General features: G+C 54.2%; 13 protein-coding genes and 1 tRNA gene. 7 read left to right on the top strand and 7 right to left on the bottom strand.

Annotated features, from left to right (window positions below):
* Positions 1-76: transfer RNA gene (locus JK231_RS24375), tRNA-Gly, on the bottom strand.
* Positions 77-369: 293 nt separating this feature from the next.
* Complete coding sequence (gene orn / locus JK231_RS24370; RefSeq protein WP_034829381.1) at positions 370-918, bottom strand: oligoribonuclease; 549 nt, start codon at positions 916-918, stop codon at positions 370-372.
* A 103-nt stretch (positions 919-1,021) separates the two neighbouring features.
* Here orn and rsgA point away from each other — a divergent pair, with 103 nt between their 5' ends.
* The 3 genes from rsgA to mscM all read left to right on the top strand — a co-directional run bounded on the left by rsgA (position 1,022) and on the right by mscM (position 6,408).
* Positions 1,022-2,068, top strand: coding sequence for a small ribosomal subunit biogenesis GTPase RsgA (rsgA, locus tag JK231_RS24365; protein WP_034829385.1), 1,047 nt, complete (start codon positions 1,022-1,024; stop codon positions 2,066-2,068).
* Positions 2,069-2,161: 93 nt separating this feature from the next.
* On the top strand, positions 2,162-3,058 hold the full coding sequence (asd, locus tag JK231_RS24360) for an archaetidylserine decarboxylase (RefSeq protein ID WP_034829399.1): 897 nt from the start codon (positions 2,162-2,164) through the stop codon (positions 3,056-3,058).
* 14 nt (positions 3,059-3,072) lie between these two features.
* Positions 3,073-6,408: a miniconductance mechanosensitive channel MscM gene (gene mscM / locus JK231_RS24355; protein ID WP_211729824.1), complete on the top strand. Its 3,336-nt coding sequence runs from the start codon at positions 3,073-3,075 to the stop codon at positions 6,406-6,408.
* A gap of 46 nt (positions 6,409-6,454) precedes the next feature.
* Here the strand turns inward: mscM and mdh are convergent, their stop codons facing one another.
* Complete coding sequence (mdh, locus tag JK231_RS24350) at positions 6,455-7,390, bottom strand: malate dehydrogenase (RefSeq protein ID WP_097119481.1); 936 nt, start codon at positions 7,388-7,390, stop codon at positions 6,455-6,457.
* A 420-nt stretch (positions 7,391-7,810) separates the two neighbouring features.
* On the opposite strand from mdh, the gene argR reads away from it, so the two are divergent.
* From argR to yhcN (JK231_RS24330), 4 genes are all read left to right on the top strand, one after another.
* Entirely contained in the window at positions 7,811-8,281 is a 471-nt protein-coding gene (gene argR / locus JK231_RS24345; protein ID WP_034831131.1) for a transcriptional regulator ArgR, read from the top strand.
* 490 nt (positions 8,282-8,771) lie between these two features.
* Positions 8,772-9,035, top strand: a complete 264-nt coding sequence (gene yhcN, locus JK231_RS24340; RefSeq protein WP_211729823.1) for a peroxide/acid stress response protein YhcN — start codon at positions 8,772-8,774, stop codon at positions 9,033-9,035.
* Between the two features lie 90 nt (positions 9,036-9,125).
* A complete protein-coding gene (locus JK231_RS24335; protein WP_034831135.1) occupies positions 9,126-9,392 on the top strand; it encodes a YdgH/BhsA/McbA-like domain containing protein in 267 nt (88 codons plus the stop codon).
* A gap of 106 nt (positions 9,393-9,498) precedes the next feature.
* Positions 9,499-9,765 carry a peroxide/acid stress response protein YhcN gene (yhcN, locus tag JK231_RS24330; RefSeq protein ID WP_211729822.1) on the top strand — a complete coding sequence of 89 codons (267 nt, stop codon included), beginning with the start codon at positions 9,499-9,501 and terminating at the stop codon, positions 9,763-9,765.
* Between the two features lie 59 nt (positions 9,766-9,824).
* Here the strand turns inward: yhcN (JK231_RS24330) and JK231_RS24325 are convergent, their stop codons facing one another.
* The 4 genes from JK231_RS24325 to aaeA all read right to left on the bottom strand — a co-directional run bounded on the left by JK231_RS24325 (position 9,825) and on the right by aaeA (position 14,585).
* Entirely contained in the window at positions 9,825-10,094 is a 270-nt protein-coding gene (locus JK231_RS24325; protein WP_034831139.1) for a hypothetical protein, read from the bottom strand.
* Positions 10,095-10,125: 31 nt separating this feature from the next.
* The gene (locus tag JK231_RS24320; protein ID WP_211729821.1) at positions 10,126-11,580 is read right to left on the bottom strand and encodes an NAD-dependent succinate-semialdehyde dehydrogenase; all 1,455 of its coding nucleotides are present in this window, start codon (positions 11,578-11,580) and stop codon (positions 10,126-10,128) included.
* Positions 11,581-11,691: 111 nt separating this feature from the next.
* Positions 11,692-13,644 carry a p-hydroxybenzoic acid efflux pump subunit AaeB gene (gene aaeB / locus JK231_RS24315; protein WP_097119478.1) on the bottom strand — a complete coding sequence of 651 codons (1,953 nt, stop codon included), beginning with the start codon at positions 13,642-13,644 and terminating at the stop codon, positions 11,692-11,694.
* An 11-nt stretch (positions 13,645-13,655) separates the two neighbouring features.
* Positions 13,656-14,585: a p-hydroxybenzoic acid efflux pump subunit AaeA gene (aaeA, locus tag JK231_RS24310; RefSeq protein WP_211729820.1), complete on the bottom strand. Its 930-nt coding sequence runs from the start codon at positions 14,583-14,585 to the stop codon at positions 13,656-13,658.
* Between the last annotated feature and the right edge of the window lie 3 nt (positions 14,586-14,588).

The raw sequence follows: 14,588 nt of genomic DNA, 5'->3' as shown, positions 1-14,588 counted from the left end.
TGGAGCGGGAAACGAGACTCGAACTCGCGACCCCGACCTTGGCAAGGTCGTGCTCTACCAACTGAGCTATTCCCGCATAATCTTCGTCTTTCAATTTGCTGCCGCGTTAGCTTCCTTCACTCACACAGGTCACTTACTGACGTAAGCTCTCTGTGATTCGTTCAGTTGCTGCCTTGCCGCAAACCGAAATACTTGATTCTGGAACTTCGTGTTACTGCTGCGCACCGTAATAAATTCTTCACCGGTACGGGGTGCGCATTATACGAGAAATCCTTTCAGTCGCAAGAGTCTAAAAGCAAAATTTTGCGCTTTCAGTGCGTTTGCTGATTTAATCAGCAACCTGATGATTTCCTGCGCACCCTTAGGCGATTAAAGCTGCAAGAAGTGTTCGCGGTAGTAGGCCAACTCGGCAACGGACTCGCGGATATCATCCAGCGCCTGGTGACTGCCCGCTTTTTTGAAGCCCGGCAGGATATCGGGTTTCCAGCGACGCGCCAGTTCTTTCAGCGTGCTGACATCCAGATAACGGTAGTGGAAGTAGGCTTCCAGCTCCGGCATGTATTTGAACAGGAAGCGGCGATCCTGGCCGATGCTATTGCCGCAAATCGGAGAAGTGTTAGCCGGAACCCACTGCTTGAGAAATTCGATGGTCGCCAGCTCTGCAGCACGGTCGTCGTATTGGCTGGCTTTCACACGTTCTACCAGACCACTGTTGGTGTGCGTACGCACATTCCACTCATCCATCAATGCCAATTGCTCATCAGACTGATGCACCGCAAACACCGGGCCTTCTGCCAGGATATTCAGGTTGGCATCGGTGACGATCGTGGCGATCTCAATAATGCGATCCTGCTCCGGATCCAATCCGGTCATTTCCAGGTCGATCCAAATCAGATTATTTTCATTTCCAGCTGTCATGCGTTTCCCGCCTGTTGCCAAAGTCGTCATTACACTCGTTTCAGGTGTATCATAGACGTTTTGCCCAGCGGGGCGAAGCCTGGCGAAAGCCGTGAGAGGATGCGTGAGCAAAAATAAACTGTCGAAGGGTCAACAACGTCGCGTAAGCGCTAACCATCAGCGTCGTCTGCAGCAACGGAATGAAAAGCCGGAACCGGATGACAACCTGTTTGGAGAAGCGAGCGAAGGCGTGGTGATCAGCCGTTTCGGCATGCACGCAGATGTGGAAGATGGCGTGGGCGAAGTGCATCGCTGCAATATCCGTCGCACCATTCGCTCACTGGTCACCGGTGACCGTGTGCTGTGGCGTGCGGCGATTGGCGGCGGTAAAGGCATTGTGGAAGCAGTTCACGAACGTAAAACGGTGCTGACGCGTCCGGATTTCTATGATGGCGTCAAACCGATCGCGGCCAACATCGATCAGATCATCATTGTGTCGGCGATCCTGCCGGAGCTGTCGCTCAATATCATCGATCGTTATCTGGTGGCCAGTGAAACCCTGGGCGTTGAGCCACTGCTGGTCCTGAACAAAACCGATCTGCTCGACGCGGAAGCCCGCGCGTTTGTCGATGAGCAGATGGATATCTATCGCAAAATTGGCTATCGCGTGTTGATGGTATCCAGCCGTGCCAAAGATGGCCTGGCGGAGCTGGAACAGGCCTTAACCGATCGCGTGAGTATTTTTGCGGGTCAATCTGGTGTGGGTAAATCCAGTTTGCTGAACAACCTGTTGGGACTGGAATTGGCGGGCGATGAGATTCTGACCAACGATGTGTCTGATAACTCCGGTCTGGGCCAACACACCACCACCGCCTCACGCCTGTATCACTTCCCGCACGGCGGCGACGTGATAGATTCTCCAGGTGTACGTGAATTCGGTTTATGGCATCTGGAGCCGGAACAAATCACCCGTGGATTTGTCGAATTTCGTGAGTTTATCGGCGGTTGCCGTTTCCGCGACTGCAAGCATGATACCGATCCCGGCTGTGCCATTCGCGAAGCGGTAGAGGAAGGAACAATCAACATCTCGCGCTTCGATAACTACCACCGGATTCTGGAGAGTATGGCGCAGGTAAAAACGCGTAAAAACTTTTCCGCCAGCGAAGATTAACGGGTACAACGGCACATTCGCCAACTGACCGGGGCGCTGCTACAATCCGCCCCCTTTTGTGTAAACCAAGCGTAATTAAGCCAGGAGGCAACGGTGTTTGATCGTTTTAAACTCGGCCTGAATCATATTCTGCCTAAAAAAGGGCTGACCGAACTTGCCGGCTGGGGCGCCAGTCGTCGCGGTGGCTGGCTGACCAAAGCGGTCATCGACATGTTTGTCTGGTACTACAAAGTGGATATGGCCGAAGCCAGCAAACCCCATACTGGTAGCTATCGCACCTTCAATGACTTCTTCGTGCGCCCGCTAAAAGAGGGTGCGCGCCCGATTGATCCCGATGCGACCCTGCTGGCGCTGCCAGCTGATGGCGCGGTGAGCCAGCTAGGCCGCATTGAAGGCGATCAGATCTTCCAGGCGAAAGGCCATTACTATTCGTTGCAGGCCTTGCTGGCCGGTAACGACGATCTGGCAGAAAAGTTCGTCGATGGTGAGTTCATCACCACCTATCTTGCCCCGCGCGATTACCACCGTGTGCACATGCCGTGTAACGGCATACTGCGTGAAATGATTTATGTGCCGGGCGATCTCTATTCTGTGAACCCACTGACAGCACGTAACATCCCGAACCTGTTTGCACGCAATGAGCGTGTGATCTGCGTCTTCGATACCGATCATGGCCCGATGGTGCAGATCCTGGTAGGGGCAACCATTGTGGGCAGCATCGAAACCGTGTGGGCGGGCACCATTACGCCACCACGTGAAGGGGTGATTAAACGCTGGCGTTATCCTTCAGCGGATCATGACGGGGCCGTTGTGCTGCTGAAAGGTCAGGAAATGGGACGTTTCAAACTCGGTTCGACGGTGATTAACCTGTTCGCACCGGGCCGCGTCAAGCTGGCGGAAAGTCTCGAAGCCGAGAGCAAAACCCGCCTTGGCCAACCGCTGGCGATTGCCCTGCCGCAGCCCGGCGACAGCGCCCCGCTCGCTGAATAACCGGAACCTCTCCCGTGCGCGTTCTTCTCTCTCTACTGCTGAGCCTGGTGCTCAGCAGTTCTGTATTGGCAGCCACCGTTCCTCCTGCGAGTCAACTGAAGCAGGAATTGGATGCGGCCAAATCCGCCAAAGCCTCTCCCGCTCAAGCCGAGCAAGTTCAGGCGATTGAAGCGGCGATCAATTTCCTCTCTGAGCGCGATGAATCGCTGGAGCGTGCCAAACAGTATCAGCAGGTGATTGATGATTTCCCACGGCTGGCACGTGAACTGCGTCAGCAGATTGCTACGCTGACCGACAGCAGTAAAACGGTGCGCACCAACATGAGCAGCGCCGAGCTGGATCAGGAAATCCTGCAAATCAGCAGCCAGCTGCTGGAAGAAGGACGCCAGGCGCAGCAAGAGCAGGACCGCGCACGTGAAATCAGCGACTCACTGTCACAGTTACCGCAGCAGCAGACTGACGCACGCCGGGCGATGACCGAAAGCGATCGCCGTGCTCAGGGCTTTTCTGCGGCCGCTACGCCGCTGGCTCAGGCGCAGATTTATGCCCGCCTGGCCGAGAATGCCGCCAATAAAGCCCGTGTGGATGAGTTAGAACTGGCACAGCTCTCCGCCAATAATCGCCAGGAGCTGGCGCGTATGCGGGCGGAAGTGCATCAGCGTAAAGTGACGCAGCTGGATAACTATCTGCAATCGTTGCGCAATCAGCTGAATAATCAGCGTCAGCGAGAAGCGGAACTGGCGCTCGAACGCACTGAACAGCTGGCGGAAAACAGTGGCGATTTACCGGCTTCGATCAGCGATCAATTCCGCGTCAACCGTGAACTATCAGCCGACCTGAATGCGCAAGCCCAACGTATGGATTTGGTCGCTTCGCAGCAACGGCTGGCCACCAATCAGACGCTGCAGGTGCGTCAGGCGCTCAGCACGCTGCGCGAACAATCACAATGGCTGGGCGCTTCAAATCTGCTGGGTGAAGCCTTACGTGCGCAAGTCGCCCGATTGCCGGATATGCCGAAGTCGCAGCAGATAGACAGTGAGATGGGCCAACTGCGTGTGCAACGGCTGCATTATGAAGATTTGCTGGAGCGGCAAAAGGATCTGCGCAAAGAGAAGCAGGATGACGGCACGCCGTTCACCAGCGAGCAAACCCGTATTCTTGATGCCCAGTTGAAAACCCAGCGCGAGCTGCTCAATTCACTGATCTCCGGCTGCGATACACTGATTCTGGAAATCACCAAGCTGAAGGTGTCGAACACGCAGTTGCAGGACGCCCTGGGTGAAGTGAAGGAAGCCACCCACCGTTATCTGTTCTGGACGGCGGATGTCAGCGCCATCGACCTGAAGTATCCGATTGACGTGGCGCGTGACTTAACCCGCCTGCTGTCGCTGGATACCTTAGGGCAACTCGGTAAAGCGCTGGCGATGATGTTTACCAGCAAAGAAACCGTGATGCCAATCATCTGCGCAGTGCTGTTAGTGGGCTTTAGCATCAGCTCGCGCCGTCATTACAATGCCTTTATGGCGCGTTCCGCCAGCAAAGTGGGCAAAGTGACTCAGGACCGCTTTAGCCTGACGTTGCGCACCGTGTTCTGGTCGATTCTGGTCGCCGTGCCGCTGCCGGTATTGTGGGCCGCGCTGGGCTTTGGTTTGCAGCATGCCTGGCCTTATCCGTTTGCCGTTGCGATTGGAGATGGCATCACTGCCACGCTGCCGCTGCTGTGGGCCTTTATGATCAGTGCTGCTTTTGCGCGTCATGATGGGCTATTTGTGGTGCACTTCCGCTGGCCGCAGGCGCGGGTAGCGCGTGCTATGCGTTACTACTCGCTGACGGTTGGCCTGATTGTGCCGCTGATCATGCTGCTGATTGCCTTTGCCAATCTCGACGATCCACAGTTCTCCGGCACGCTCGGTCGCCTGTGCTTCATTTTGATTTGCGGTGCGTTAAGTATTGTCACCGTCAGCCTCAAACGTGCAGGCATTCCGCTGTATCTGGATAAAGAGGGCAACGGCGACAACTTCGTTAACCGTATTCTGTGGAACCTGATGATTGCCATCCCGCTGGTAGCGGAATTGGCTTCCTGCATCGGCTATCTGGCGACCGCACAGGCACTGCTGGCGCGCCTGGAAACCTCGGTAGGCATTTGGTTCTTCCTGTTGGTTATTTACCACATTATCCGCCGCTGGATGCTGATCCAACGCCGTCGCATCGCCTTTGATCGCGCCCGCCAACGCCGTGCCGATATGCTGGCGAACCGCGCGCGCAGTGAAGAAGAGAAAGAGCAACAGACTCCCGCCAACGCCGATACGATTGAGATCGATGAACCGAGCCTGGATCTGGATGAGATCAGTGCACAGTCGTTGCGTCTGGTGCGCTCTATTCTTACGTTGATTGCGCTGGTATCGGTGATTGTGCTGTGGTCAGAAATTCACTCGGCCTTTAGTTTCCTCGACAATATCCCACTGTGGGATGCCAGCACCACGGTGCAGGGCGTGGAGAGCGTGCAGCCGATTACGCTGGGCGCGGTGCTGATTGCCATCCTGGTGTTCATTATCACCACTCAGCTGGTGCGTAACATGCCTGCCCTGCTGGAACTGGCGTTGCTGCAACACATCAGCCTGTCACCTGGCACCGGTTATGCCATCACTACCCTGACCAAATACGTGCTGATGCTGATTGGCGGATTAGTCGGCTTCTCGATCATTGGCGTTGAGTGGGCAAAACTGCAGTGGCTGGTGGCGGCGTTAGGTCTGGGATTGGGCTTTGGTATGCAGGAGATCTTCGCCAACTTTATTTCTGGTCTGATTATCTTGTTCGAAAAGCCAATTCGCATCGGCGATACCGTCACCATTCGCGATCTGACCGGCAGCATTACCCGCATCAATACCCGCGCCACCACGATTACCGATTGGGACCGTAAAGAGATCATCGTGCCTAACAAGGCCTTTATCACTGAGCAGTTCGTTAACTGGTCGTTGTCGGATTCTGTCACGCGCGTGGTGCTGACCATCCCGGCTCCGGCACACGTCAACAGTGATGAAGTCACCAACATTCTCAAGCAGGCGGCCGAGCGCTGTACCTACGTGCTGGATATGCCCGCACCGGATGTGTTCCTGGTGGATTTACAGCAAGGCATTCAGCTGTTTGAATTGCGTGTGCACGCAGCTGAGATGGGCCACCGCATGCCACTGCGTCATGAGTTGCATCAGTTGATTCTGCGCGGCTTTGAAGAGCACGGTATTGAGATGCCGTTCCCACCATTCCAGGTGCGTATGGAAACGCTGGGACGTAAAACGTCGGCCAGCAATGGCTCACCGTCCAGCCAGACCTTTAAATCTGGCGGCTTATAAATGACAACGCCCGGCAATCACCGGGCGCTGTTTTTTCTGCTGAGCGTTACTTCACAAACTCTTCGCCCTGCGCGATATCTTTCTTCAGCGTATCCAGCATGCCGCTGAGCGCTTGCTGTTCAAACGCACTCAAAGGACCCAATGGGCGACGTTCCACGATACCGTTCTTGCCGATCAGCAGCGGTTGTGAGAAGAAGCGCGCATATTCGCCATCTCCCTCAACATAAGCGCATTCGACTACATTGGCTTCGCCATGCAGCGCACGCACCAGTGAGAGACCAAAGCGCGCAGCAGCCTGCCCCATGGACAAGGTCGCCGATCCACCGCCGGCTTTCGCTTCCACCACTTCGGTGCCGGCGTTTTGAATACGCTTAGTAAGGTCAGCCACTTCCTGTTCGCTGAAGCTGATGCCTTTAACCTGCGACAGCAGCGGCAAAATTGTCACGCCTGAGTGCCCCCCCACCACCGGGACCTCGATCTCGGTGGGCTGCTTGCCTTTCAAGGCTGCAACGAAGGTGTTGGCGCGGATAATGTCGAGGGTTGAGACACCAAACAGACGGTTCTTGTCATACACGCCGGCTTTCTTCAGCACTTCAGCCGCAATGGCCACCGTGGTGTTAACCGGATTAGTGATCACGCCAATCAGCGCTTTCGGCGCGGTGCTGGCAACCTGCTCGATCAGGTTACGTACAATGCCCGCGTTAACGTTAAACAGGTCGGCGCGATCCATGCCGGGTTTACGTGCCACACCCGCAGAAATCAGCACAATATCGGCTCCCTGCAGCGCAGGTGTCGCGTCTTCGCCACTAAACCCTTCCACCTTCACAGAGGTAGGAATATGGCTGAGATCAACCGCCACCCCGGGCGTGACCGGGGCGATATCATAAAGTGAGAGAGCGGAACCTGCGGGTAATTGAGTTTTGAGCAGCAGTGCGAGCGCCTGGCCAATACCACCGGCTGCACCGAGAACGGCAACTTTCATCCTGAACTCCTTATGAAGGTGGGGCAGAGATATGCCGAAAATCCATCAGGTTACGAGTTTAATCAACTTCTCAGGCGATAGCGACAAACCTGTCGCGCAATAACATGACGCCGCAATCGGCTCCCGAGACATCTCCACTTCAGAAGTCGCCTGAATGATACAATCGCAGCCAGAAGACAATGGACGGCAATGATCATCGATATAGTTGTTACCACTTCAATACTATAACAACATTGCAACCTTCGCTTTGCGCGTCAGCCCGCGATTTTGGCGCAACACAAAACTCTGCTATGATGCCTGTCCGCAGTTGATTAGCGCGATTCGCTCACTACGCTTATTGCATAAAAATTCATCTAAATGCATAATAATTTATCTGCTGCTGGCCTGTTGCCTGCTGCACCCCTCTTTTATTGGTAGCTTATGCGAAACCCATCAAAACAAGACGACTTGATCAAAGCGTTCAAAGCGTTATTAAAAGAAGAAAAATTCAGCTCTCAGGGCGAAATCGTACAGGCGCTGCAGGAAGACGGCTTCGAGAACATCAACCAGTCAAAAGTTTCTCGTATGCTGACAAAGTTTGGTGCCGTGCGCACCCGTAATGCCAAAATGGAAATGGTTTATTGTTTGCCAGCCGAACTTGGCGTGCCGACCACCACCAGCCCATTGAAGAATCTGGTGCTGGATATCGATTACAACGATGCCTTAGTGGTGATTCACACCAGCCCGGGTGCTGCGCAGCTGATTGCACGCCTGCTGGATTCACTCGGTAAAGCGGAAGGCATTCTCGGTACTATCGCGGGGGATGACACCATCTTTATTACCCCTGCGCGTAGTTTCTCCGTAAAACAGCTGCACGATGCCGTGCTGGTTTTATTCGAACAGGAACTATAAAACCCTGGTCTTAACCGGCAGATCATCTGCCGGTAACATCCTTCCTGATGATCCGTTACCCGCCACGCTTGTTACAAAATCCTTTTTTAATAATAAGTTATCGATATAGCTGCCGGTTCTGCATCCGACGAAATATTGGTACGACCTTTTCCCCTTCTTAACCATTCGCACTATTTTACACTGCTTTACATATTATGCTCAGTGGTTATAGCTTCTTATGGCGTATCAGTCAGCGGGATCGACCATGATCTTTCGCACGAAAAGATAATTTGATGCAGATCATTGTTTTTACGAATAAATAACAGCCAATGGTTAAGAATCAACCGGCTTTAATAACTTCCAGTTCTAAAAAGGTGCCATAAGGATAAAGAATAACAACCAAACATTATTAGCCAGACATTAATTTCATGGGTGATTAGATCTATACTTGTTTTCGTGATGCAAATCACACGAAAGAAAAAGATAAAAACAGAAGACGAGGAAAAATACCATGAACGTTAAAACTACTATCGCAACCCTGAGTGTTCTATCTGCCCTGTCATTTGGTGCTTTTGCAGCAGATTCTATCAATGCCCAACAGGCAGCGAATCTGCAACCTGCCGGCACCATTAGTGTGAGCGGCGTGGGCGGTTCTCCGATGGATATCCATGAGCAGCTGAATGCAAAAGCCGATCAGGAAGGTGTTAAAGCCTACCGTGTGATCGAAGCGAATACCGGCGACAGCTATCACGCCACCGCTGAACTTTATAAATAAGTTTGCTGAACAAGACGCAGTGTGAACGGCGACCCGTTTGAGACGCATTTGCCTCTCAGGTTGCCAAACCCCATTTCAGGAGAGTGAATCATGAAAACCAAATTAGCTATCGCCATCGTAGGTCTGGCTTCCGTATTGTCCTTCGGTGCCAGTGCTGCCAGCCTGGTTTCTAACGAACAAGCCGAGCAACTGCAACCGTTGAATCAGACCATCAGCGTAAGCGGTGTTGACGGTGATCAGACCAACGTCCGTCAGGAACTGTCGCAGAAAGCCGATGCTCAGGGTGCCAGCCATTACCGCATCATTGAGAATAATCGTGGCGACACCTTCCACGTGACTGCAGAACTGTACAAATAAGACTACATCGAACGTCGGGCGCCTGAACGGCGCCAGACAATTGATCGACGACCCGCCTCACCCACCTTTTGCCGCAGGTTGTTGATTACAACGAGGAGAAAAAATCATGAAAATCAAAGCAACCATCGCAGCCGCCAGCCTTCTTTCCTTGTTTGCCTTTGGTGCATCAGCAGCCCAACTGGTAACGGATGAGCAGGCGCAAAATCTGCAACCTACCGGCAGCACTATCACCATCAGCGGTACCGGCGGTTCGCCAATGGATTACCGTTCTGAGCTTTCTCAGAAAGCCGATGCACAAGGTGCCAGTGCTTATAAAGTGATTGAAGTGAAAACCGGCGACAGCTATCACGTGACCGCCGAGCTGTATAAATAATTCCTCGTCAATTCTGACGAACCCTTTGGCCCCGCTCGCCGGGGCCCTTTTTCGGCTTGTCACTTCACATTAAAGCGGAGCTGGCCTTCCAGCTCCTCTTCTGCTTCATCAAACAGCAGGATTAATGCGCCATACCGGCGTTTCTGCCCTGTCCCCAGATTCACAAACTCAATTTCCAGCGGAAGCGGCAACTGCTCCCCAAGTATCGCATCCCAGAGATCGTCAAGATCGCTGATGGCCAGATCCGCCAGCGCAAAACGATCGCTGAACTGGCGATAGAAATGGGCTTGATCGACGATTTCGTCAAAATCAAAACGCTCGGTTCTCATCGTGATTCCCTCTTGCAGGCAGGGCCGCCCGTCAGGCAAGCCCACCAATATGCAGCGCTTTCACTTCCAGGTACTCTTCCATTCCCAGCACCGATCCTTCACGTCCCAAACCGGACTCTTTTACACCGCCAAACGGTGCCAGTTCAGTGGATACGGCGCACTCATTAATGCCAATCATCCCGGCCTCCAGCGCCGCCGAGACGCGGAACACCCGTTGCAGATTTTGCGTATAGAAATAGGCGGCTAATCCGTATTCCGTGTTATTGGCGCGCTGAATGACATCGGCTTCATCATCAAAGCGGAAGCAGGCGGCGACCGGACCAAAGGTCTCTTCCTGGGCCAGCTTCATCCCCTCATGCGCCTCGGCAATCACCGTCGGCTGCCAGAAGTTGCCTCCCAGCAGATGACGCTCGCCGCCAATCAGCAACTTACCGCCTTTGCTCAGCGCATCCTTAACGTGCTCTTCTACTTTTTCCAGCGCCGACTGCTCGATCAGCGGGCCGACTATCACGCCTTCCTCTACGCCATTACCCACTTTCAGCTTGCCCACGGCATCGGCCAGTTGATTGACGAAACGATCGTAGACCGCGTTGTGTACATAAAAGCGGTTAACGCTGACACAGACCTGGCCCGCATTGCGGAATTTGTTGGCTATTGCGCCCTGTACCGCCGCCTCAATATCCGCATCCTCAAACACGATATAAGGCGCATTGCCACCCAGCTCCATCGAGACTTTCTTCATGGTGTCCGCGGCATTGCGCATCAGCGTTTTGCCCACGGCGGTTGAACCGGTGAACGAGATTTTACGTACAGCCGGGCTCGACATAATGGCGTCGCTGATGGCATGAGTATCGCCCGCCACCGCATTCAATACGCCGTCGGGCACACCGGCTTCCTGCGCCAGTGCGACTAACGCAAAGGCACACAGCGGAGTGTTATTGGCCGGTTTGATGATGCCGGTGCAGCCTGCTGCCAGCGCCGGGCCAAGCTTGCGTGTCAGCATCGCCATCGGGAAATTCCACGGCGTGATAGCCGCCACCACACCAATCGGTTCACGTGTTGCCAAAATGCGTGATCCGGGTTTCGCTGGCGGGATGATTTCGCCGTTGGCACGTTTAGCTTGCTCGGCAAACCATTGAATAAAGCTGGCGGCGTACTCGACTTCGCCTTCGGCTTCTTTCAGGGGTTTGCCCTGCTCGGCGGTCATCAGTTGCCCGAGCCAGCTTTTGTTCTCAATGATTAGTTGATACCAGCGATTAAGAATCTCTGCGCGCTGTTTCGCGGTTTTATCACGCCATGCCGGAAAAGCCTGCTGAGCGGCAGCGATGGCCTGCTCGGTTTCCGCCTTACCCGCGCGTGCGACTTTTGCCAGCACTTCGCCGATTGCCGGATTAGTGACGTCAAAGGTGGCACTGGCGTTGTGCCACTGGCCCGCAGCGAAATAGCCGGTTTTGAACAGCGCGTGTTGTTGTAGAGAGGTGGACATTATTCTTCTCCTGCTAGTTTGCATCCTGTCAGGAAAGTATAGATGCCAATATCATCGGGTTTTGTGTCAGCGTGGGATCAAAAAGGCCGCTGCAACGTGCAGCGGCCGATTTCAGATTTGGATGAGGGTGTTTTGGTATTTATCCAGCATCAACGAGAGCCGTTTCACCGGTTCGGTAACGCTCTCCGGTGCCGAATAGTGATGGAGCTTTTCCTGATAAATCTCCAGTTCCTTCAACAAACGCTCAAAGTAGTAGCGCCGCTTGTCATCGCTGGTGGCTGAAATCACGCGATCGGCGGTGTATCGCAACTGACGGTGATAAGCCGAAAGCTCCGCGTTAACCGGCACTTCAGCATTACGCAGTCGCTGATGACCGATAATCAGCGTCAGCGCGATGCGGTATTTGTCGATATCGCCGGGGAACAGATTGAGCAGCAGGAACAGCTGCTGATAGAGCGCGGGCAGATGATTCTCGCGACGGCGCGCCTGATTAGTAGTCAAGGCCGCCACAGCCGCATACATAAAGCGATTCAACAATTTACGGCCGGTACGTGCTTTGGATTTATCGCGAATCAGCAGAATCACCATCATCGCCACAAAGCTGCCGATCCACTGGCCCAACGCATTATCGAGGAAGACGTTGAACTCAAACTTCATCGGATTATCCAGCACCAGCACGTTGATGGTGCCAATCAACGCACCTAACGTACCAATCTGGCGTCGTTGCACGAAGATACCGCCGATAAACCCGAGTGCGCCAATCGCGATACACAACAACAACGCGCTTTGCTGGGTAGCTGGCAGGATATAGATGAAGTAGAGCATGCCGAGTGGTACGGCGAAGGCCATACCGTAGAAGAAGTCTTTCGCCATCATCAACGGATTCGGCATACGCATCGCCAGCGCGGTGATGACGGCCAGCATAACCATACAGCCACTGCCCGAAGTCCAGCCGGTATAGAGCCAAAACAGGGAGCCGAGCGCGGTCGCCACAAAGGTACGCACGCCGTTGATCATCGCATGATGGGTTTCCGCCGAACGCGCCTGAATCACCACTTCGCGCTGCAGGATACTCTCTTCCAGCGTGGTAATGCGGCTGTTACTGCGTACACCATTAATCAGCAGCAGATACTCTGTTGCTGCGCCGACCCAACTTGCCACCGTCATCGGCACATTTTTGTTGCTGACGCTGATCAAACGACGCATCACCTTCATACGCTTATGCACGTCATCGACGTTATGGACGTCTTTCTCAATCAGCAGGCGATACTGCGTCGGAATATAATCCGGACGAGCGTTTTGAATCAGGAAGGTTTCAGCGGCTTGCGTAATTAACGTCAGCGACAGCGTATTCAGCATCTGTAACCGGCGGCTGGTATTTTTCCAGCGCGAAGATTCCATCAGCAATTGGCTACGCATGCCGTTGAGTGCCGTGGTGCGACGTACCAGCGCGCTCCAGGTGCGATCCACCTCGTCTTTATCCGCGTGGGCGACACACAATTGCAGCAGTTTGTAATGCGCCACCAGCAGCGAATCGACTTCAGCATCAATCACTTTTTTGATCGAGCGCGGCGAAAACAACATATCCGCAAGAATCGCACACAGAATGCCAATGACGATTTCACTGCAACGTTCAACGGCATATTGCGGTGCCAGCGTTAAGCCACCGCTGGCATCGGCGGTGACCACGATGATCAGCGCAGTGTAACCAGCCAAACCTAGCGCGTAGGAGTTCTCGACTTTGATCAGCGAGGAGAGCCAGACGCACATGCCCGCCCATAAACAGCACAGCAGCAGCATCACCACCGGCGCACGCACCGTGGCGATCATGATGGTGAGGGCGGCAATACAGCCAATAAACGTACCAATGATGCGCAGAATGCCGCGATAGCGCAGTGCGCCAGAATAGGGATCGCCCCCCGCAGCAAAGGCGGTACCACCAGCAACAATGCCGGCGGTCATCACCGCCCAACGCGGCGTTTCCAGATTAAAGTGAAAGCCAATCATCAGCGCCGCAACCAGCGCAAATGTCAGCTTCACCGGGAAACGCAAAAACTCAATCATAACGCCCTCGCTTAACCAAACTCGCGCAGGCGGTTAAAGAACTGCGTCAACGGCGAGACTTTGGTCTGGCGATCTTTATCACCGGTGATCACTACCGTGGCGGTAGTGCCCGCCGGGAAGCGGCTGCCCGGTTGATCGTCAAGACGAATACGCACCGGTACGCGCTGTGCCAGTCGTACCCATTCGAGGTTGGAATCGATGGTCGCCATACCTTTGCTGTCCACGCTGCTGCTGCTGTTGGTCACGCCCGCCGCGATGCTGTCCACCGTGCCGCGCAATACGGTATTACTGCCCAGCGGGGTGATTTCAGCGCGGAAGCCCGGACGCACGCCATCCAGCTTGGTCTCTTCCATATAAGCCAGCACATAGAATGAGTGCTGCTGTACCAATGCCACGGCAACGGAACCACGGGTGATGAACTCGCCCTGATAAACGTTCAGGTTAGTGACCCAGCCATCTGAAGGCGCTTTGATGGTGGTGCGATCCAGGTCGATCACCGCCAGATCGCGCGTTGCCACCGATTTTGCCAGCTGATGTTCGCTGGTTTGCAGATCATTATTAGCCTGGTCGATGGCTTCACGCGACATGGCACTGGTGCCGAGTTGATTACGGCGCGCCGCTTCACGACGCTTTTCATTGACTAATGCCTGATAATATTCGACATCCGCCTGGGCTTCATCCAGCGCTTTCTGGTAGCGCGGGCGATCCACGACAAACAGCGTATCCCCCTGTTTCACCAGCTGGTTGTCGTGCACCGGCACGTCAGTGATAAGGCCGGTCACGTCCGGCGAGATCGCCACCACATCAGCGGAGAATTTGGCGTCACGCGTCCAGGGCGATTCGGTGTAGAACACCCATGCGCGGAAGATGATCACGATTGCGATGATAACCAGCAGGATAGTAATCGCGTAACGCGCGATTTTTCTTATGAGCGCTTTCACTTA

This window comes from Pantoea sp. JGM49, from assembly GCF_018257655.1.
In the GTDB taxonomy this organism is placed as follows: domain Bacteria; phylum Pseudomonadota; class Gammaproteobacteria; order Enterobacterales; family Enterobacteriaceae; genus Pantoea; species Pantoea communis.
The sequence above is the reverse complement of the archived record's forward strand: the minus strand, read 5'-3'. Positions and strand labels throughout refer to the sequence as shown.